We start from the raw sequence: 19,208 nt of genomic DNA on the forward strand, positions 1-19,208 counted from the left end.
TGACGTGGTCCAAACGTATGTGTTTCGGGGAATGACACAAAGATAGTAAAATCGCCGTCCTGATTACCAATGGTTATCACGTCGACTAATTCTCGGGTTGGGAACTCCTATGAAACTGCATCAGCTTCGCGATTTCGTTTCCGTAGCGCATTCAGGTGGTATTCGCGCGGCTTCGCGTGAATTGCAGCTAACCCAACCCGCGCTATCCAAGAGCATCCAGGGTCTTGAGGAGGAGTTAGGCACACCGCTCTTTGAACGCACGGCCCGCGGCTCGACGCTGAATGCTTACGGGGTCGCATTTCTTGCTCGGGCGGAGGCGGCAATGAGGGAGTTGGAACGCGGCCGAGAAGAACTGGATCAATTGCGCGGCGCTACGGGAGGCAGCGTGACCATGGCCGCGTCCAGTGTTGCGTCACTAATGTTTTTAAGTGCGGCGCTGGACCACTTCCGCAAGCAATTTCCAGATGCAGTTGTAAAAGTGATGGAAGGTACCTTTCCCATCATCCAACGCGGTATTCGTGATGGCACGCTCGACTTCGCCGTGGGGCCGATGCCCGCATCATTTGCGCCTGACGAGTTTGCCGTGGAACAGTTATTCGCGAATACGCGTTGTGTCGTCGCGCGGCGCAATCATCCACTTAGAAGCTCGCAGTCACTGCGCGAACTGCTCGATGCAAAATGGATCGTGACGGGCGCGGTAGGTCCACGCGACGCAGAATTCAGTGAAATCTTCGCGCAATACGGTCTACGTGTTCCCGCAATTTCAGTGCGCTGTGAATCGCTGATTGCACTGCTCTGCCTGTTGGCCAGCAGCGATGCGATTGCCTTCCTGCCAACACAGTGGGTGGAATCGCCTCTGACGCAGCAGATCTTAATGCGGTTGCAAATAAATGAGCCTGTAGAGGGGCCACCGACGTGCATTATTCGGCGTCCAGGCATGCCTCTCACCCCGGCTGCAGAGGCGCTCGCGATGGCGTTTCGGCGAGAAGCCGAATTTTATTCAAGGGAAAGAGTTTGGCAGGGCGCGCCATTACGCTGACTTTCTGGTCGTGCTTCAATTGAAGCTGGCACGACAGCCAAGTCTGGTATTCGAGCGTGCCTGACTGAGCCCCTGAACAGCATTATTGAGGGATGAGTCCCCTTCGAAGAATTTTGATAGCGCGAGCTCTTTGCGTAGATCATCGGAGTTCATGACCTTCTCCTCACTATTCACGTTACCTGGGCTTCATCGAACCAGCTGCGAACCGTCTGGGTAAAAAATAAATGCACGGTATCCCACCAACGTCGCCACCAATGACCTTGCTCTGCGTCCACTAGGACCACCAATGGGCGACTCCCCAGCTTATGCTCGGCGTCGAACAGGTCGAGTCTTCCGACGACCGTGCCTACCGTGATAGGGGCTTCGATGGGGCCATCAAACGCCAGGCGCATCTCGACGTCACGATTTTTATTCTTGGGCAGCGTGAGGGTCATGTCTTCAAGCAAGCCCACATTCACGTAGGGTTGTATGCCTTTCCAGAGCGCCACCTGCGAGAGTACTTCGCCACCTTTCTTATAGGTTTGGGTGGCGTAGAAGCGGAAGCCGTAACCCATCAGTTTCTCTGTTTCTGCCGTACGCTTATGGGCGCTACTGGCGCCCAGAACTGCGCTGATCAAACGTTGCCCATCCCGCTGTGAGGAGGCGACCAAGCAGTAGCCCGCCGCCTCTGTGTGCCCGGTCTTCAAGCCGTCATAGGTGGAGTTACGCCATAAAAGCGCGTTGCGGTTGGATTGCTGAATGCCGTTCCAGATGAAGGTTTTCTTGGCGTAAAGAGGGTAGTAGGTGGTCCCTTCGTTGATGACTTTTCGAGCCAGGGTCGCCATGTCACGTGCGGAAGAATAGTGCTCCGGGTCCGGTAGGCCGGTGGAGTTCATAAAGTGGGTGTTGAGCATTCCCAGTGTTGAAGCGGTTGAGTTCATCATCCCGACAAACCCGGCTTCGCTTCCAGCGATATGTTCGGCCAGCGCAACGCTCGCGTCATTGCCTGAGTCGATGATCACGCCGCTTAGCAAATCGTGAACCGAAGCAGAGCTGCCGGGCTTGAGAAACATCCGTGAGCCACCTGTACGCCAGGCATTTTCGCTCACGACGACCTCATCATTTGCGCTTATCAGGCCAGACTTAAGCTCATGCGTCGTGATATACGCAGTCATTAACTTGGTCAGGCTGGCCGGTGGTAGGCGTGCATCACTGTTGTGGCTGGTAATGACCCTGTTCGTTTTCGCGTCTATGAGTATCCAGGCTTCGGCTCCCAGCTTCGGCGCAGCGGGGATCATTGTCCCCATGGTCGCGTTGGCAGCCAGAGCGGCATTCGCCCAAAGAAGCGGTGGTGTTACACAGAGCACGGTTAAGACACGCAGGCACAACAGATATCTCACAAGCAAAAGGCCTTGGGTCAGCAATATGTGCTACCAAACTAGGCCTGGGCGCCGAGGCGCTCAAATTAACCAGTATTAAGTAAAATTTAATGTTCAGGTACAGATCGATCCGTGGCTTGACCGCTGAACATCGGGCAGTGAATCAATACGCGTGTTCCCCTGCCCGAGGCACCGGGGTGGATATCCAGTGTGTATCCGTGCAATTTCACTATGGCGGCGACTAACGACAGGCCTAGGCCGTGGCCTGGGTTTATCTGGCTTCCCTCGCCGCGATAGAGACGGCGAATGACATGCGTACGGTCCGCTTCAGGGATGCCGGTACCATCGTCCATTACTTCAATAATGACAGCTAAGTCCTTGATGCTCGCCCGTAATTCGATATGGCCGCCCTCCGGGGTAAATTTAATGGCGTTATCGAGCAGATTGACCAGCGCTTCGAACAGTAACGATGAGTCGCCATACACCTGGGGACAACCGCTGGGAATGTCCAGCGAAAGCGTTTGGGCGCGGTCCAGTGCCATCGGCTCGTAAAACTCATGCGCCTGTTTCAACAACGTCATGATCGGGAAGGGCGCAAAGGCAGAGCGGCGACGAATATCCTCAAGCTCAGCGACCCGCAGCAGTCCTTGAAAGCGAACCATGATCGACTCGCTCTCCTCAAACGCCTGATTCAAGGTCTGCTTATGTTCTATGGCCAGCGGCAACTTCTGGAGCTGATAGAGCCGTGCGCGTAAGCGTGTCAAGGGTGTGCGCAAATCATGGGCAATACCGTCGCAGACGCTTTTCACCTCATGCATCAACTGCTCTATGTGATCAAGCATCGTATTGACGGCGTTGGCCAGCATATCCAGTTCATCGCGGCGTGCTGACAACGGCAAACGCTCAGCCAAGTTGCCCGAAACGATACTTTTGGTACACAGCTGCAGGCGTTTGACACGACGCAATGGGCGACGTCGCAGTAAGCGCCAGCCAATCAAACCGGGGATAAGTGTTAATGACAACCCCCACATCAGGGCCTGCTCAATAATGCCACCCACGGCGGAAATCGACCCGCCGTCACGTGCCAAAATCAGGGTGTGTCCGTCAGGGCGCCGTGCCAGCAAGGCATAGCTGCTTCGGGTTTCGGTGCTGGGTAACGCAATGCTCAGGCCGCGCTCAAGGTAGTGAACCTGGCCGTCGTCGGGTAGATTGGAGCGCAGTTTCAGCAGGTCGCCGGCGACATGGGTGCCATCGGGTGCAAATAAACCGTAGGCGTCGATCCCGGGGGTCGAGTAAGCCTCACTCGCCGCCAACTCAGCAAGCAGGTTCGAGTCGTCGACCTTTTGATAATAGTGGGCGCGTTGCAACAACGTACGCTCGGCAACCGTGCCCAGATAGTGGGAGATTTCCCAGTACAGTACACCGGTAAAGAGTGCTCCCCACGCCACGAAGAACACCGCGTAAAACCCGATCAATCGACTGCCGGACGAGCGCCATTCCTCATTTTTTGGTAGCGAGGACATAGCCGGCACCGCGTATTGTATGGATCACAGGTGAATCTTTGTCGCTTTCCAGCTTTTTACGCAGTCGTCCGATGTGCACATCAATGATGTTTGTCCCGGGATCGAAGTGATAGCCCCAGACGCCTTCAAACAGCATGGTACGAGTGACCAGTTGGCCGGCGCTGCGCATCAGGCAGTTGAGCAGTTTGAACTCGGTGGGCAGCAACTGGATGTCTTCGTCATTGCGCGTCAGCTTGTGCTCCACCAAGTCCAGTCGCAGGTTGCCGCACCTGAGGTGTGGGTTACTGGGGTCTGCGGCGGTGCGTCTGAGCAATGCGTCAAGGCGCGCGACCATCTCGACGGCCGAAAATGGCTTGGTCAGGTAGTCATCGCCGCCCGCACGAAGTCCCAGGACGCGCTCATCCACATCTGACAGAGCACTGATCATCAGGACCGGCGTCTGAATCCCGAGACTGCGCAAGGTGCTGACAATCGTCAGCCCGTCAAAGTCCGGCAACATGCGATCCAGCGTAATCGCGTCGTAACCGCCTGCAATCGCCAAGGCCAGTCCGTCGCGTCCAGTGGCAGCCCACTTTGAGCTGAAACCGTGGCGTTGGAGTTCAGCGACAATGATTTCGGCCGTCACCTGATCATCTTCAATGACCAACGCATTACTCATAATTTCCTCCATTCGTGCGTGTTTTTCAGTGCTCCCGACTCAATGCCGACATCCAGTGCAAGCGAACCTTATTGCTCCAAGTTGCGCGCGAATACTAACTATTTCTTAACCCACCTTAACCCGGCCATCTCGCCTGCACGGATATATTCGTAATAACAGCCGAACGCGCTCACGGACATGAGGGCAAATAATGACAACCTATCTGGCTTTCCTCTTGCTGACATTCGCCTTGGTATGCGCCCACGCAAATTGGCTTACTCACAAAACAAAATCGACGTGGTGGGGCTCCTGAGCCGGGAGTGAATAGCTATAGTTATCTGGTCACTGCCGGTTGGACGTGACCGTTTAACCCGTTAATCTTGTTTTTGCATGTTATTGAACCTCAACAACGGGAATCCGCTCGGGTGATCAAACCGATATTGCTGATACGTCGTCGCTTTGCCTCGATCCGATGGCGTACTCGGGTGACACTCTGGGTCGCTGCTACCCTCGCAGGGTTGCTGGTAGTGATGTTCGCCCGGTTGGCTGACCTGGCGCTGATGCAGTTCGCCCAACAGGCCGTCGCCCGGCCGTGGCTGCCGTTTATCTACACGCCGCTGATCGGCATGTTTGTGGTGTGGATGACCTCGCGTTTTTTTACAGGGGCTCAAGGTAGCGGTATTCCCCAGGTGATCGCGGCTACGCGGTTGGCCCACCAGGGCAAGCCCGTGAATAAGTTGGTATCGTTGCGTCTGGCCTTCGCCAAGATAGGGCTCGGTACCCTGGCCCTGACCGGTGGTTTTTCAGCGGGGCGTGAAGGCCCTTCGGTGCAAGTCGCCGCCTCGATCATGCATTTCTTTCACCGTTACCTGCCCAACGCACGCATCATTCGCCCTGAAGACCTCATCCTGGCCGGTGGCGCGGCGGGTATTGCTGCTGCCTTCAACACGCCCTTGGCCGGTGTGGCCTTTGCAGTGGAGGAGCTTGGGCGCAAGTTGGAAACCCGCACCAGCGGGGTGTTGCTCAGCACGATCATTTTGTCGGGTATGGTCGCGATAGCCTTGCAGGGCAACTACAACTATTTCGGACACTTCGACGTACAAGAGGCCAATCTCGATATCGTTCTTCCGATACTGGCGATTGGTATTGGCTGTGGTGTTATGGGGGGATTGTTCAGTCGGATGCTCCTATGGCCACAGCGGTATCGCAGTTTTGTCGTCTGGGAGTGGCGCCGCCTGCATCCAGTCTGGTTCGCAGGTGGCTGCGGCATGATCGTGGCGATTCTCGGTTGGCTCAGCGGTGGGATGTCCTTTGGCAGCGGTTACGGGATCACCTCCCAGATCATCGTGTCAGATGTTGGTTTGCCGTGGCACGCGCCGATTACGCGTTTTCTTGCGACCGTTGTGACTTATTTTTCCGGCATACCGGGCGGTATTTTTGCCCCCTCTTTGGCGGTAGGCGCCGCTGTCGGTGCCAATGTCGCTGAATACTTCGCCTTGGCGGCACAGCCCATCATTGCACTGTGCATGGTGGGGTTTCTGGCAGCAGTCACGCAATCGCCGATCACCTCTGCAATCATCGTTATGGAGATGATCGACAGCCATGGCATGGTCATTAGTCTGATGGCTGTTGCACTGATTGCCAAAGCAGTCAGTGCCAGGATGGGCCCCGAGCTCTATCAGCAGTTGGCGCGTGGCTTTCTGCAACCGGACGGCAGTGGCGCCGCCGCGCAAAAAGCCAACACGTAGATTGGGTCAGTGCAGCACCGGTCGCGCCGCTGCTCTGAGCTTGTGCCGGTCCTCTTCGAGTACAAGCGCAATATTCGCGTGCTTGAGCAGCAGTTCTGCGTGCCGGGTACATGCCCCCCTGAACATCGCCGGGTTTATCTGTGCCAGGCTTACAAGGGCCTTCATCATGCGCAGGTCGACTTCCACTAAACCCGCGCCATCTCTGGCAATCGGTGCGAAGAAGTCATCGAACATGTCATCCACGGTCAAACCGCGCAGGTAAACGTGCTGGCAGTCAGCGTCGATTTTCGCGGCGGGTTCTTTAGGTGTACCCCAACATGTCAGGCTTCTGACGCCACGCCCAATGACGTCAATGGCGGTGCCGGGGTCATTGACGGCCGGCGACAAGGCGCGGGAGGCGATCTCCGACAACACTGACAAGCCGAACCGGGGGTCGTGTTCGAACGTTCGACGCACGCCGATAGCCAGGGTAGCGATGATTTTTTCGTTGCTCGACGCCAGTTCCTCCCCGCGTACCTTGCTCAAGCTAACGGTTCGTGCGAGCGGCATGCCGACATGCACAAAGCTTCCCGGCAGGACGTCCATAAATATCTGTATCTCGTCTGCTTTGCCTATCGCGCCTAACGCCTGAACGTCAATGTGCTGGACGTACCCCGTGTGGAGGCTTGTGATGATCAGCGCAGAACTGGGGATCACTGACTCGCAAGGGTAGGCGGCCGCTCCCAAATGCGGCCATTGGACTCGATTGTTAATGGCATCAATGGCTGCCTGCTCGACACGGTCAATCGTTTCTCCCACCCGCCCAAGCTTGGACAAATGATCGATCCAGCGCAGCAGCGTGTAGACAATCAGAATGACCACGACAATGGTTACCGCGAATAGCAAAACTCTCCCTTGTTTACCGTAGGCGCCGGTACTCAGCGCAATGATCCCAACTAGGCTGAACAGGAAGGAGCCGATAAAGGTGGCCAGGGCATTTTGTGTCGTGGTGTCTTCCATCACCAGGGTGGTGGCACGGGGCGTCACACCGCTGCTCGCCGCACCGTAGGCGCTGACCATGGTGCTTAACGAAAAGGTCGTCACCGCGAGCATGCTTGAGGCAATGATGCCTAATATCTTATCGACGGCGTCGGCACCAATGCGGGCGGGCAACGACTCGGGAATGTAGTCCTTGAAGAAAACGGCGAGTAACGCGGTCGCAATACCCAGCAAGGAAAACAGGCTCGCCCTGAACCACAGCCGTTTGGTCATTTGGTGTAGCACCCAGCGCCAGCGTGCGAGCATTTTTTATACCTTCTGCAAATAACACGATGGGACCCACCGCAAGGATTCAGGGAAACGAAGGCGGTGAGTTGATTATCCTTAATGGAGTGTTTTGTCGAGCCGAGGGTTCATCCCTCGTCTTTGGCTGCTGCACACGGAATGACTCGCTTGACCAATTTACCGATCGACATGCCTTGGATCAGGATAGAAAAAACGACCACCAGGTACGTCAGGGAAACCACGATATCGCGAGCCGCCCCTGAGGGCAGCGACAACGCCAATGCTACCGATATCCCGCCACGCAGGCCGCCCCAGGTCATCACACTCCAGGCACCTTCCGGTAGGCGGAAGCGTTTACCCAATACCGCGATGGGAACCCCTACAGTCAACAATCGTGATAACAAGGTCAGCAATATGACCAGCAGGCCCGTGGTGAGCAATGGGTTGGAGAACTGGATCAGAACGACTTCCAAGCCGATCAATACAAACAGCACCGCATTGAGTATTTCATCGATCAGTTCCCAGAACATGTCCAGGTTTTTTTCAGTCTGCTCGGACATCGCATGGGAACGCCCTTGGTTACCGACAATCAGTCCCATCACCACCATCGCCAATGGGCCGGAAACATGGAACTGAGTGGCGATTGCATAGGCGCCGAGAACCGCGGCCAGGGTGATGAGCACTTCCTCCTGATAGCTATCGATACTCTTGAGCATTCTGTAAGTGATATAGCCCACGCAGGCGCCTAACAGAGCACCGCCTCCGGCTTCCTTGAGTAACAGATGCGATGCACCGATAACCGACGGTGTCTCTCCGCTGGCGATCATTGCGACGATCAGCGAAAACAGCACGACACTCACGCCGTCGTTGAACAGTGACTCACCGGAAATGACCAGTTCCACGCTATGGGGCGCGCCGGCAGATTTCAGAATACCCATCACGGCGATGGGGTCGGTGGGGGAGATCAGCGCGCCAAACACCAGGCAATAAGACAACGGTAGCTGCAGTTCTGTGAGGGACAACAACGCCCAGAGCCCGAAGCCGATGAACAATGTTGAGAGCGTTGTCCCTACTACCGCCAAGGATGCAACCTGCCATTTGTAGGCCCGCAGCTCCGATAGGTCCACATGCAACGCCCCAGCAAAGAGCAGCAGTGACAACATGCCTTGCATCAGCAGTTCGGAAAAGTCGATGGACTCCACCAGCGACTGCTCAAGGGTATGCAAGGCATGAAAGCCCAGCGCATCGAATGCCATATTCAATAGTGACAGGCCCAAGGCAATGCCCATCACACCGATGGCGGATGGCAGGCCGACGTAGCGCCGATTGAGATAGGCAAGTACTGCCGTGATGCAAAGGAAGATCGCAATAATGTCCAGCATTGACCCGCTCCAATAAAACAGGATGAGGAAAGCACCCTCGGCAATGCAGATCGCAAATGCTTCTGACCGTTCAGAAATAACCGCCGTCAGCGCTGTGCATCCAGTGAATGCCGCGCCTGCCGGGATTATAAATATGACGGCCCGCCGTTACGCAGCAGTTGTTGCCACTCACAGCGTAGATCAGACGTGGCGCTTGATCCTCGTATCGGGATGTGATGTGGTGGGCGACACAGAAAGGCCACTGCCCTTTGCGATGTAGGGCGCTCGTAACTTTAATTCTTTTCAGCATTTCGAGGTTTCATGCAAATCGAGTTACAGGAGATCAGCGACCACCTCTATCGTTTTGCTCCATTTGATACGCTGCCAAAAGAATCGGTAGACGCCATCGCTCGGCGGGTAGAAGTGAGTTATTTCAAGGCCGGCAGCGACATCCTTGAAGCGGGCGCGATCATTCATGACTTGCACTATGTGCGTAGCGGTGCGGTGGAGATTTACCGGCGCAATGGCGAGCTCTACAACCGACTTGTCGAAGGTGACCTCTTCGGTCAGGCCGGTTTGTTGCGCAGTAACAAGGTGCGTTTTCCCGCCCGGGCCTTGGAAGATAGCCTGATCTATTACATACCCGCCGACGTGTTCGCTGACCTTTGCGCGCAGCATGATGCTTTCGCCGACTTCGTTGAAGCTGAGGGGCACTCCAGGCTCAAGACTGCCGTTGAGGCGCAGGGGCGTGCCAGTGAGCTTATTCAGCTCAAATGCCGAGGTCTTATCTCTCGGCCCTTGGTGTGGGTCACGTCGGATACCTGCGTCGGCGACGCGGCAAAAATCATGACAGAACAAAGCGTTTCTTGCGTTCTAGTGATGTCATCAGCGGGCTTGCAGGCGGCTGAAATCCAAGGGATCGTGACGGATCGGGACCTTCGCACACGTGTTGTCGCGGCCGGCCGAAACGCTGACGAAACGGCTGCCCGAGACATCATGACGGCCGAGCCGGTAACGATAGGCGCAGACGACTCAGTGTTTGAAGCGATGCTGGTGATGTTGCGCCGTAATATTCACCATCTGCCGGTGGTCCATCATGGCCATCCGATTGGGCTGATCAACCTGTCGGATATCATCCGCTACGAGTCACACAGCAGTTTGTATCTGGTAAACAGAATTTCTAACCAGACTTCGGTCGACGGCCTTAAATCGCTTTTGCGTGACCTGCGCGGAACCTACATCCGCATGGTGCGTGACGGCGCGACGGCGCACATGATTGGTAGCGCGATTTCCGGTATTGGCCGGGCCTTTACCCAGCGTTTGCTGGAGCTCGCAGAGAAAAAACTGGGGCCGCCTCCGGTGCCTTACTGCTTTATGGTGTTGGGTTCCATGGCGCGTGATGAGCAGTTGTTGGTGACGGACCAGGACAATGCCCTGGTGCTCGACGACCGCTTCGATCCAATCCAGCACGATGTTTACTTCCGAGCGTTGGCGACGTTTGTGAGTGATGGCCTGGCCGCATGCGGCTACAGCTATTGCAAAGGCGGAATCATGGCGACAAACGATCAGTGGCGTCAGCCGTTGAAGGTATGGCGAAGTTATTTTGATCAGTGGATCGAAAAGCCAAATCCCAAGACGTTGCTCAATAGTTGTATTTTTTTCGATCTGGATGGTGTGTTTGGCGAGCTCGAGCTTGTGCAGGAACTGAAAGTTCTGTGTGCTCGAAAATCCAGCGCACATCCTGTTTTTCTAAGTGCCATGGCTCGAATTGCCCTTAACCGGACGCCGCCATTAGGCTTTTTCCGGACCTTTGTGGTTGAGACAGACGGACAGCACAAACGGATCATCAACCTGAAGGGGCGAGGTACCGCACCGCTGACAGACCTGATCCGCATCCACGCGCTCGCGTGTGGCAGTACCGCGCAGAATTCATTTGATCGTATGGGCGCCATCGCGAACAGCAACATCATTCCGCCTGAAGCATTAAAGCGACTCCGATACGCGCTGGAGTTTCTGTCAATGGTGCGAATTCGACATCAGGTTGACGCACTGGAGCAGGGAGCGGCGCTCAATAATTATGTTGAACCGGAACGCTTTTCCAACAGTGAACGACATAATCTCAAAGAGGCGTTTCAGGTCTTGAGTAATGGCCAGAATTTCTTGCGCTTCCGTTATCCGTCAAAGGGTCGCCTGTCGTCATGAAACACGTGAAAGCGCAGCCCAATCACAAAGTGCTGGAGTGGTCTTCCAGGTTCGAGACCCTGGCAGACAATGCCGTTAACAGCCGCTTGCGACAGTTCTATCAAGCCGGCGCGGTCTCGGCACAGACCTCCATTGATAGCTTGCAACTGCTGGCCATGGACGTGGAAACCACCGGCCTTGATGCACAGGCTGACAGTATTGTGAGCATCGGGGTAATGCCGTTCACGCTGCAGCGCATTTACTGTGGGAGTTCGCTTTACTGGGTGATAAAACCTGCGTCCGAGCTGAATGAAAAGTCGGTGACGTTTCATCACATAACCCATGCTGAAATTTCAGATGCTCCCACCTTTGAGCAGGTGCTGGCCCCATTGCTGGAGGCCATGGCAGGCAAGGTGATGGTCGTCCATTATCGGAATATTGAGCGAGCCTTTTTGGATCAGGCAGTGCGTAGGCATTTAGGGGAGGGGCTTGAGTTCCCGGTCATTGATACGATGCAACTGGAAGCCCGACTACATCGGCAAAAACGTGGATGGTTCGCCCGATTTATGGGGCGCTCACAACCGTCCATAAGGCTGGCGGATAGCCGGGCGCGCCTCGCTCTTCCGGCTTATCACGCTCACCATGCATTAACCGATGCCCTGGCAACCGCAGAACTGTTGCAGGCGCAGGTAGCGACTTATTACTCAGCGTCAAAGCCTGTTGGCGAGTTATGGAACTGAGTCACCGCTTGATAGTGAAACGTTAGCGCCTGTCCGACCGATATTCCTGTGGGCATTGACTCACTAGCGTAACCGTCCGGCCAAGTCACCTACCGAACTCCAGCTTTAAGGGCGATGGTGTCCGCGTATTCTGATCTGACCCCGAAATGTTGGACATCAACATTGGGGGCGCAGCGGCCAGAAACACGATTTCCGTCCAGGGTTGCCGATTATGAACTGGTGATGCATTGACCTAACCATTCAGCCAATATCTCGTTCTGATCCCAACGCTGGGGGCGTTGGTGTGTGCTTCATTGAGGTTTGGATTCAGGAGGGTGTGTTGGCCGGGCGCTTACCGCTTACCTGCGGGCGCTCATTGTCAAAGGCAGGGACTTGCGCTTTAATTCCAATTTTCCACCCTCCCAATCGGCGATCTTAATGCCTCATCCGTCTGACTTTTCAAACGATATCAGCACGGTTGCCAAGATTGATGCCGTGCCACTTATTCTCAACATGGTCAAGCACACAACCGGCATGCGCTTTGCCGCAATTGCTCGGGTTACCGAGACCAAATGGGTGGCTTGCGCCGTAGACGACTCCATAAATTTTGGGCTCGTGCCAGGCGGCGAGTTGATACTGGAAACGACAATCTGTCACGAAATCCGTCAGCATCGAAAGCCAGTCATATTCAAGCATGCCAGTGAGCACCCGGTTTATTCGAATCACCACACCCCCGAGAAATACTGTCTGGAAAGCTATGTCTCCATTCCAATCATCAGGTCAAACGGGGATTTTTTCGGAACGCTCTGCGCTATAGATCAAGTGCCGGCTCAGTTTGATGAGGAAGCGGTTTGTAACACGCTGACGCTGTTCGCCCAGTTAATCGCCGTTCAACTGGACGTTCAGGCGGATCTTGAGGCCAAGACAATTGAGTTGGCCAATGCCACCGAGGCAGGCATCATTCGGGATCAGTTCATTGCCGTCCTCGGTCACGACCTCCGCTCACCGCTGAGCGCTATCCGCATGAGCGCCGACATGCTTGAAGCTAAGCTTCCTATTGGCCGAGAGCAAAAACTTGCGACTGCCATCCGACAAAGCTCGCAGCGGATGAGTAACCTGATTGAAGATGTCCTGGATTTTTCTCGTGGAAAGCTGGGGGGAGGCATTCCGGTCAAACGCATCTTGGTAGACAGCCTTGGCGACATTTTTATAGCCGTCATAAACGAAATCATTGCGAGCCATCCCCACGTCAAAATCACTCGAGAAGTAGTCATCTCACCAGGGATCTTTTGTGATGCTGGGAGGATGGGACAGTTGTTGTCGAACCTTTTGGGCAATGCGGTAACTCACGGGTCGCGTGATCACCCGATAGAGGTGCTCGCAAGCATGCAAGAAAATCACATCGTTCTGTCAGTGCTGAACCAAGGCCCAGAAATACCAGATACGCTATTGCCACTACTGTTCCAGCCGTTTACGAGGTCGGCGGGCGGTGGTCGGGGAGAAGGATTAGGCCTGGGTTTGTATATCGCCTCTCAGATCGTAACGGGTCATAACGGGACGCTATCCGTAACCTCTACACCAGGGGCTGGCACACGGTTTGTCGCGCGCTTCCCAGGCACCCTAGAGTGGACGCAAGGAAACTAGCATTTTATGTCACGGCGATAGGTGACTTCGCCGGACGCTTACTCACTAGCGGTCAGTATGGTGAATGCTTGTGACACCCTGGCTCAGGCATCGGCCGTAACCGGATCGATGTGCGGGAGGAATAGCCCGCAAGCGCGGGCTGCCATTACCTCGGCCATTAAGCTTGCAAAAGACTTCCAGTCAAGCACTCAGCGTGTCTCATGATCCGTTTGAGAGCCCTCATCGCGTCAGGCACACATCGAGTATCCTGCTTCATTTTTTCAAACAACGAAGCGATTCACCATCTTATTAAGATCAACCGCCAGCTTAGACATTTCCCCGCATGCGCTGGCTGTTTGACTGGCGCCTGCAGAACTTTGCACGGCAAGCTCTCGAATGCTGACGAGATTACGATCAACTTCTCGGGCAACATGAGCCTGTTCTTCAGACGCAGTTGCGATCAACATATTTCGCTCATTAATCTGGGTAATGGCCTTGGCGATCTGATCCAGTGAACTGCTGGCCTCCTGTGCCACATCGAGGGATTGGGTTGCTAGCTCCTTGCTTTTACTCATGGCTTCCACTGCTTCAGCTGAATCGCTCTGCATTGCGGAGATCATCTGTTCGATCTCTTGAGTGGAAGACTGCGTTCTGTGCGCCAACGCCCTTACTTCGTCAGCAACGACTGCAAAGCCGCGGCCTTGCTCACCAGCCCTGGCAGCTTCAATCGCTGCGTTCAACGCCAGAAGGTTAGTTTGCTCTGCGATTGCACGAATCACTTCGACGACTTTGTTGATGCTTTGAGCCCGCTGTGACAAAACCTGAATCTTGTCACTCGTGGCTTCAACATTGCCGCTGAGTTTTTGAATCGACTTCAACGTTTGAGAGACCCGCTCTAAACCGGTCTCAGTAAAGTCCTGGGTGCGACGCGACTCTTCCGAGGCCGACTCCGCATTACGGGCCACTTCATCAACCGCCGCACTCATCTCAGTTACCGCAGTGGCAGCTTGGTTGACCTCATCATTTTGAGAGATGAGGCCTCGACTGGATTCCTCAGTGACCGCTGTCATTTCTTCCGCAGCTGAGGTCAGCTGTGTAGATGAGTCTCCGATTTGCATGATGGTTCTGCGAAGGTTCTCTTGCATTTGGGCCAGCGCTTTTAACAGGCGTCCGGCTTCATCCTTCCCGCTGACGTGCACTTCTTTGGAGAGATCACTGCCGGCGATGCGTTCTGCCACAGACAACGCTGCACCGATTGGGGCCGTAATGCTCTTGGTCAGAAGTGTTGCCAACGCCACAGTTAGGACTACGACAACTGAAATAAGGCCAATGATTACCCAGATACCGTCGGAGTAAGTATTGGTTGCGTATTGCCCAGCCGCTGTTGCGCCATCGTTGTTGAAGTCAGTCAGGGCTTTGATCTCACCCTCCATCCTATTCGTCAACGGCCTGATACCTGTACTCACCAGGTTGACAGCGGCAGGTATGTCACCGCTCGCCATTAATGGTTCAAGCATATCCAACTGTTTGGCGTATGCATCAGCGGACGCTTTCACCACTAGATAACGTGTGCGCTCGTCGTTGCTAGCGATCAGCGGTTCATAATTCAGCACCGCATCCGCGAAAGCTTTACGGTAGCCTGCGAAAGACGCAACCGTCGATTGAAGTGCTTTAGGGTCAGCAAGCGCACGCTGAGTTTCAAGCCTGAGTCGCATTACTCCAACATTCATCAACGCCGTTTGTCGGATGCTTGGAAGCCAATTGGTTTCGACGTCTTTTTCGGCGTCACGCAGCTTGCCCATCTGCAGAGCGGCAACTGCGCCGAGCACAAAGACCAACAAAATGATTGACGCGAAAAACAAGGACGCTCGTGGAGCTACGTTGAGGTTTCTAAAGTGCATGCAAGCTTCCTGACTGCGAGGGTGTGATCTAGGTATCTAGACTATCGACCTGACGTTAATAAACTTAATCAGGCCTCTCGCTTTTAAGTGCTCACCTAAGTCGCTTGCGCGCACCCGGCGATGCACTCGCTGATATCAGTGCGACAGTGCTGCTCTACGTTGGAGTTTTTAGTAGGGAGTTCTGCTGCCAACGTTACGCCATCGCCCCAGGCGATGGCGTAACGGGTATGTTTGCTGCGCGCTGACAGCTAAAGCCCTATTTGCTAACGAGGCTCAGACATCAGTCCTTTCACTAGGGATATGCATCCCAGCATTAAAACGATTGCGAAAGGTAAACCTGTGGATACTGCCATTGCCTGCAGTGCAACCAGCCCCCCACCCAACAGAAGGGCAATCGCAATTACGCCCTCGATGACAGCCCAGAACACTCGTTGAGGCACAGGCGCATCCACCTTGCCGCCGGCGGTGATCGTGTCGATTACCAAGGAGCCTGAGTCCGAGGAGGTAATAAAAAATACAATGACCAGAACGATGCCCAGGAAGGAGGTGATCTCTTTAAGAGGCAACTCTCCCAGCATGGCGAACAACTTCAGCTCCAGCACAGCGTCCTTGACGCCCACTAGGCCCTGTAAGGTCGTTTGGTCAATGGCCGTTCCGCCGAACGTTGTCATCCATAGCACAGACACCACTGAGGGAACGAGCAAGACCGAGATCAGAAACTCTCTGACCGTTCGACCACGACTGACGCGCGCGATAAACATGCCTACAAATGGCGACCAACTGATCCACCACGCCCAGTAGAAGGCCGTCCAGCCTTGGGTGAATTGGGTGTCAGTGCGGCCGAATGGATTTGACAGTGCTGGCAGGTATTCAACATACGTCACCAGGTTCTTGAAGAACCCTGTGAAGATGGCCAAGGTCGGTCCCACTACGATGATAAACACCAGTAAGAGCAATGCGAGTCCCATATTGATCTGGGAAAGCATTTTGACGCCCTTGTCCAAACCGGAAAGGACTGACCACAGCGCGATCAAGGTAATGCCAACGATCAGCACGACTTTACTGAGATTCGTCGATTGTATCCCGAAGAGATATTCAATCCCCGCGGCAGCCTGTTCTGCACCAATGCCCAGAGAGGTTGCCAACCCGAATAGCGTGGCGAATACCGCCAGGATATCGATGATATGCCCCGGCCAGCCCCAAACGCGCTCACCCAACAGTGGATAGAAAATCGAGCGTATCGAAAGCGGTAAGCCCTTGTTGTAAGAAAACAACGCCAGGGACAACGCCACAATCGCATAGATCGCCCAGGGATGAAGTCCCCAGTGAAAGATCGTAGCGGCCATTGCCAAGTCGGCGGATGCTTTCATATCGCCTGCTGCACCACCCAACGGCGCCCAGTCCGTACGCACGCCGCTCGCATCGACTGTCACGCCTCCCATGGACGCCGCGTAATGCGACATGGGTTCGGCGACGCCATAAAACATCAAGCCAATGCCCATGCCCGCGGCAAACAGCATTGAAAACCATCCGACGTAGGAGTGGTCTGGTTTGGCATCTCTGCCGCCCAAACGCACCTTTCCCAACGGGGAGAAAATCAGCGCAATGCACAGCACCACAAAGACGTTCGCAATGCTCATGAAGAGCCAGGCGAGGTGACTAGTCAACCAGTTCCGGATGGCGCTGAAGAGGGGTTCTACTTCATTCTGCAGTGCCAATGTCAAAATCACGAACAGTAAAATTGTGGCGGCTGAAATGATAAATACTTTGCCGTGGATATCGAGCGAGAACGAAAACTCTCCTTTGATATTGTCTTGACCGATGACGTAGTCAGTGTCGATCAGGTTGGCAGCTCCACTAGGAGCAGGAATACCGTCCTCACTAGGGACGTGAGGGGTGTTAGGCCGATCATCCGTAGGCTTTTCAACCATGAGAATCTCCTTGTTGTTGGCGCGTTTTAACGCGCAGTTGTCATTATCCCCGCTGTTCCTATGGTAAAACGAGATGTAAGCGCCTTTATCCTAACAAGCTTTGAGAACAAACCCGGCAAAACCTGCCGGTTGCATAGCCCTTCGATCGAATATGTCACCGTCACATGACGTCTTTTTGGGCTGCAATCTATTCGATTGAGTGCAATGAACAGGTTTGCGCGGGCCAGATTAATGCCCCATCAACTTACTTATGCCATCGGGTTTGTCGTGAACGCCAAAGCGATCCACGATCGTGGACGTAGCTTGGTTCATCCCGATCACATCTACGTGAACCCCTTCTCGGCGCAGCTTTAGTACTACCTTGTCGAGCGCAGCGACTGAAGTTATATCCCAAAAGTGGGCCTCTCGAAGATCGATGGTCAGGGTCTCCAGTCGTTCCTTAAGATCGAACGAATCAGTGAACCTGTCGGCTGAGCCAAAAAACACCTGGCCTGTGACGTAGTAAGTGCGATGGGCATGTGCGGGGTCATGCTGAGAAGTGACCTCCAGGTAATGTCCGATCTTGTTGGCGAAGAACATGGCGGCCAGCAAGGTGCCTGCGACAACGCCGTAGGCCAGGTTATGGGTCGCGACGACCACGACCACCGTGACCAACATCACGATGTTCGTTGAGAGCGGATAGTCTTTGAGATTGCGGATGGAGTCCCAACTGAAGGTGCTGATGGAGACCATGATCATCACGGCGACCAACGCGGCCATCGGTATGCGGGCGAGCCAGTCGCCCATGAAGATCATCATGATCAGCAGTGAAAAGCCTGCACTCAGCGTAGACAAGCGGGTTCGTCCGCCAGATTTAACGTTGATCATCGACTGTCCGATCATCGCGCAGCCTGCCATGCCGCCAATGAGGCTGCTGGTGATGTTGGCGATGCCCTGGCCTTTGCATTCACGATTCTTGTCGCTGCTCGTGTCTGTCAGGTCGTCGACGATGGTTGCCGTCATCATCGACTCCAGCAAACCGACCACTGCCAGCGCGGCAGAGTACGGCAGTACGATCATCAGTGTTTCAAGGTTTAGTGGCACGCTTGGCCACAAGAATATCGGCAGACTATCAGGCAGCGAGCCCATGTCGCCCACCGTATGTATATTCAGGCCCATGTAGATCGAAATCGCAGTCAGCACGATGATGCATACGAGCGGCGAGGGGAGCAGTTTTCCTACGCCCGGCAGCCTTGGGAACAGGTAAATAATCGCCAGTCCGCCAGCAGTCATGGCGTAAACGGGCCAGGTTACCCCGGTGAGTTCTGGCAGCTGCGCCATGAAAATCAGGATCGCCAAGGCGTTAACGAATCCTGTGACGACTGATCGCGATACGAAGCGCATCAGCTCGCCCAGCCGCAGATAGCCCGCGATTATTTGAAGTACGCCGCACGTCAGCGAGGCGGCGAGGAGGTACTGGAGGCCATGATCCTTGACCAGGTTGACCATGAGCAATGCCATGGCGCCGGTGGCCGCCGAGATCATCGCCGCACGCCCTCCAACAAACGAGATCACAGTGCAGATACAGAAAGAGGCATAAAGGCCAACCTTGGGGTCGACGCCGGCAATAATAGAAAAGGCAATAGCCTCTGGAATAAGCGCCAGTGCAACAACGAGGCCCGCAAGGACATCGGCTCGGATATTTGACAGCCAAGCAAGTTTGATCTTTTCAAACATTTATTCACCCATGGCAGGCACCACATCCCGCGCAGCTGTTAGCACTGAGCTGTGTGTGCTTGTGTCTTCAATTGAGTTGTGGAATGGCCGCGGCCAAAAAAGCAGGCGCAGCAAAATACGACCGCAGCTAGGAGGCGGTCAGGGGCGTGCGAGGGGGCGGAGCGCTATGGCGGCGTAGGCAGCCAGTTCGAGCGTGGCAAGGTAAGTC

General features: G+C 54.8%; 13 protein-coding genes and 1 pseudogene. 6 read left to right on the top strand and 8 right to left on the bottom strand.

Features of this window, described 5'->3' with window-relative positions:
- The first annotated feature begins 109 nt into the window (after window positions 1–109).
- Complete coding sequence (locus HDC32_RS26780) at window positions 110–1,039, top strand: LysR substrate-binding domain-containing protein (RefSeq protein ID WP_145338860.1); 930 nt, start codon at window positions 110–112, stop codon at window positions 1,037–1,039.
- A 170-nt stretch (window positions 1,040–1,209) separates the two neighbouring features.
- Here the strand turns inward: HDC32_RS26780 and HDC32_RS26785 are convergent, their stop codons facing one another.
- From HDC32_RS26785 to HDC32_RS26795, 3 genes are all read right to left on the bottom strand, one after another.
- Complete coding sequence (locus HDC32_RS26785; RefSeq protein WP_260403767.1) at window positions 1,210–2,325, bottom strand: D-alanyl-D-alanine carboxypeptidase family protein; 1,116 nt, start codon at window positions 2,323–2,325, stop codon at window positions 1,210–1,212.
- Window positions 2,326–2,504: 179 nt separating this feature from the next.
- A complete protein-coding gene (locus HDC32_RS26790) occupies window positions 2,505–3,920 on the bottom strand; it encodes a HAMP domain-containing sensor histidine kinase (protein ID WP_184746112.1) in 1,416 nt (471 codons plus the stop codon).
- Window positions 3,898–4,578 carry a response regulator transcription factor gene (locus tag HDC32_RS26795; protein ID WP_184746114.1) on the bottom strand — a complete coding sequence of 227 codons (681 nt, stop codon included), beginning with the start codon at window positions 4,576–4,578 and terminating at the stop codon, window positions 3,898–3,900. The genes HDC32_RS26790 and HDC32_RS26795 overlap by 23 nt, the downstream gene beginning before the upstream one ends.
- Before the next feature lie 404 nt (window positions 4,579–4,982).
- Between HDC32_RS26795 and HDC32_RS26800 the strand changes: the two genes are divergently transcribed.
- Window positions 4,983–6,305, top strand: a complete 1,323-nt coding sequence (locus HDC32_RS26800) for a chloride channel protein (RefSeq protein ID WP_184746116.1) — start codon at window positions 4,983–4,985, stop codon at window positions 6,303–6,305.
- A 6-nt stretch (window positions 6,306–6,311) separates the two neighbouring features.
- Here HDC32_RS26800 and HDC32_RS26805 read toward each other — a convergent pair whose 3' ends face one another.
- Together HDC32_RS26805 and HDC32_RS26810 are read right to left on the bottom strand one after the other, a co-directional pair.
- On the bottom strand, window positions 6,312–7,589 hold the full coding sequence (locus HDC32_RS26805) for a DUF2254 domain-containing protein (RefSeq protein WP_184746117.1): 1,278 nt from the start codon (window positions 7,587–7,589) through the stop codon (window positions 6,312–6,314).
- A 107-nt stretch (window positions 7,590–7,696) separates the two neighbouring features.
- On the bottom strand, window positions 7,697–8,950 hold the full coding sequence (locus tag HDC32_RS26810; protein WP_184746120.1) for a sodium:proton antiporter: 1,254 nt from the start codon (window positions 8,948–8,950) through the stop codon (window positions 7,697–7,699).
- Between the two features lie 300 nt (window positions 8,951–9,250).
- On the opposite strand from HDC32_RS26810, the gene HDC32_RS26815 reads away from it, so the two are divergent.
- From HDC32_RS26815 to HDC32_RS32145, 4 genes and pseudogenes are all read left to right on the top strand, one after another.
- Window positions 9,251–11,131, top strand: coding sequence for a DUF294 nucleotidyltransferase-like domain-containing protein (locus tag HDC32_RS26815; protein ID WP_184746122.1), 1,881 nt, complete (start codon window positions 9,251–9,253; stop codon window positions 11,129–11,131).
- On the top strand, window positions 11,128–11,850 hold the full coding sequence (locus HDC32_RS26820; protein ID WP_184746124.1) for a 3'-5' exonuclease: 723 nt from the start codon (window positions 11,128–11,130) through the stop codon (window positions 11,848–11,850). The genes HDC32_RS26815 and HDC32_RS26820 overlap by 4 nt, the downstream gene beginning before the upstream one ends.
- 372 nt (window positions 11,851–12,222) lie before the next feature.
- Complete coding sequence (locus HDC32_RS26825; RefSeq protein WP_256663622.1) at window positions 12,223–13,473, top strand: GAF domain-containing sensor histidine kinase; 1,251 nt, start codon at window positions 12,223–12,225, stop codon at window positions 13,471–13,473.
- A 69-nt stretch (window positions 13,474–13,542) separates the two neighbouring features.
- Window positions 13,543–13,677: pseudogene (locus HDC32_RS32145) on the top strand (helix-hairpin-helix domain-containing protein); the annotation flags it as partial.
- A 56-nt stretch (window positions 13,678–13,733) separates the two neighbouring features.
- On the opposite strand, the gene HDC32_RS26830 reads toward HDC32_RS32145, so the two are convergent.
- From HDC32_RS26830 to HDC32_RS26840, 3 genes are all read right to left on the bottom strand, one after another.
- The gene (locus tag HDC32_RS26830) at window positions 13,734–15,353 is read right to left on the bottom strand and encodes a methyl-accepting chemotaxis protein (RefSeq protein WP_184746126.1); all 1,620 of its coding nucleotides are present in this window, start codon (window positions 15,351–15,353) and stop codon (window positions 13,734–13,736) included.
- A 263-nt stretch (window positions 15,354–15,616) separates the two neighbouring features.
- A complete protein-coding gene (locus HDC32_RS26835; RefSeq protein WP_088423780.1) occupies window positions 15,617–17,284 on the bottom strand; it encodes a BCCT family transporter in 1,668 nt (555 codons plus the stop codon).
- 228 nt (window positions 17,285–17,512) lie between these two features.
- Window positions 17,513–19,000 (bottom strand): SulP family inorganic anion transporter, encoded by a 1,488-nt coding sequence (locus HDC32_RS26840; RefSeq protein ID WP_184746127.1) that lies wholly within the window; start codon window positions 18,998–19,000, stop codon window positions 17,513–17,515.
- Window positions 19,001–19,208 lie beyond the last annotated feature (208 nt).

The organism is Pseudomonas sp. JAI120 (assembly GCF_014207255.1).
Taxonomy (GTDB): Bacteria; Pseudomonadota; Gammaproteobacteria; order Pseudomonadales; family Pseudomonadaceae; genus Aquipseudomonas.

Coding starts and splice junctions, on each gene's coding strand:
- HDC32_RS26840 (WP_184746127.1), bottom strand. CDS start 19,000: ATGTTTGAAAAGATCAAACTTGCTTGGCTGTCAAATATCCGAGCCGAT.
- HDC32_RS26790 (WP_184746112.1), bottom strand. CDS start 3,920: ATGTCCTCGCTACCAAAAAATGAGGAATGGCGCTCGTCCGGCAGTCGA.
- HDC32_RS26810 (WP_184746120.1), bottom strand. CDS start 8,950: ATGCTGGACATTATTGCGATCTTCCTTTGCATCACGGCAGTACTTGCC.
- HDC32_RS26780 (WP_145338860.1), top strand. CDS start 110: ATGAAACTGCATCAGCTTCGCGATTTCGTTTCCGTAGCGCATTCAGGT.
- HDC32_RS26815 (WP_184746122.1), top strand. CDS start 9,251: ATGCAAATCGAGTTACAGGAGATCAGCGACCACCTCTATCGTTTTGCT.
- HDC32_RS26835 (WP_088423780.1), bottom strand. CDS start 17,284: ATGGTTGAAAAGCCTACGGATGATCGGCCTAACACCCCTCACGTCCCT.
- HDC32_RS26805 (WP_184746117.1), bottom strand. CDS start 7,589: ATGCTCGCACGCTGGCGCTGGGTGCTACACCAAATGACCAAACGGCTG.
- HDC32_RS26795 (WP_184746114.1), bottom strand. CDS start 4,578: ATGAGTAATGCGTTGGTCATTGAAGATGATCAGGTGACGGCCGAAATC.
- HDC32_RS26785 (WP_260403767.1), bottom strand. CDS start 2,325: ATGGGGACAATGATCCCCGCTGCGCCGAAGCTGGGAGCCGAAGCCTGG.
- HDC32_RS26820 (WP_184746124.1), top strand. CDS start 11,128: ATGAAACACGTGAAAGCGCAGCCCAATCACAAAGTGCTGGAGTGGTCT.
- HDC32_RS26830 (WP_184746126.1), bottom strand. CDS start 15,353: ATGCACTTTAGAAACCTCAACGTAGCTCCACGAGCGTCCTTGTTTTTC.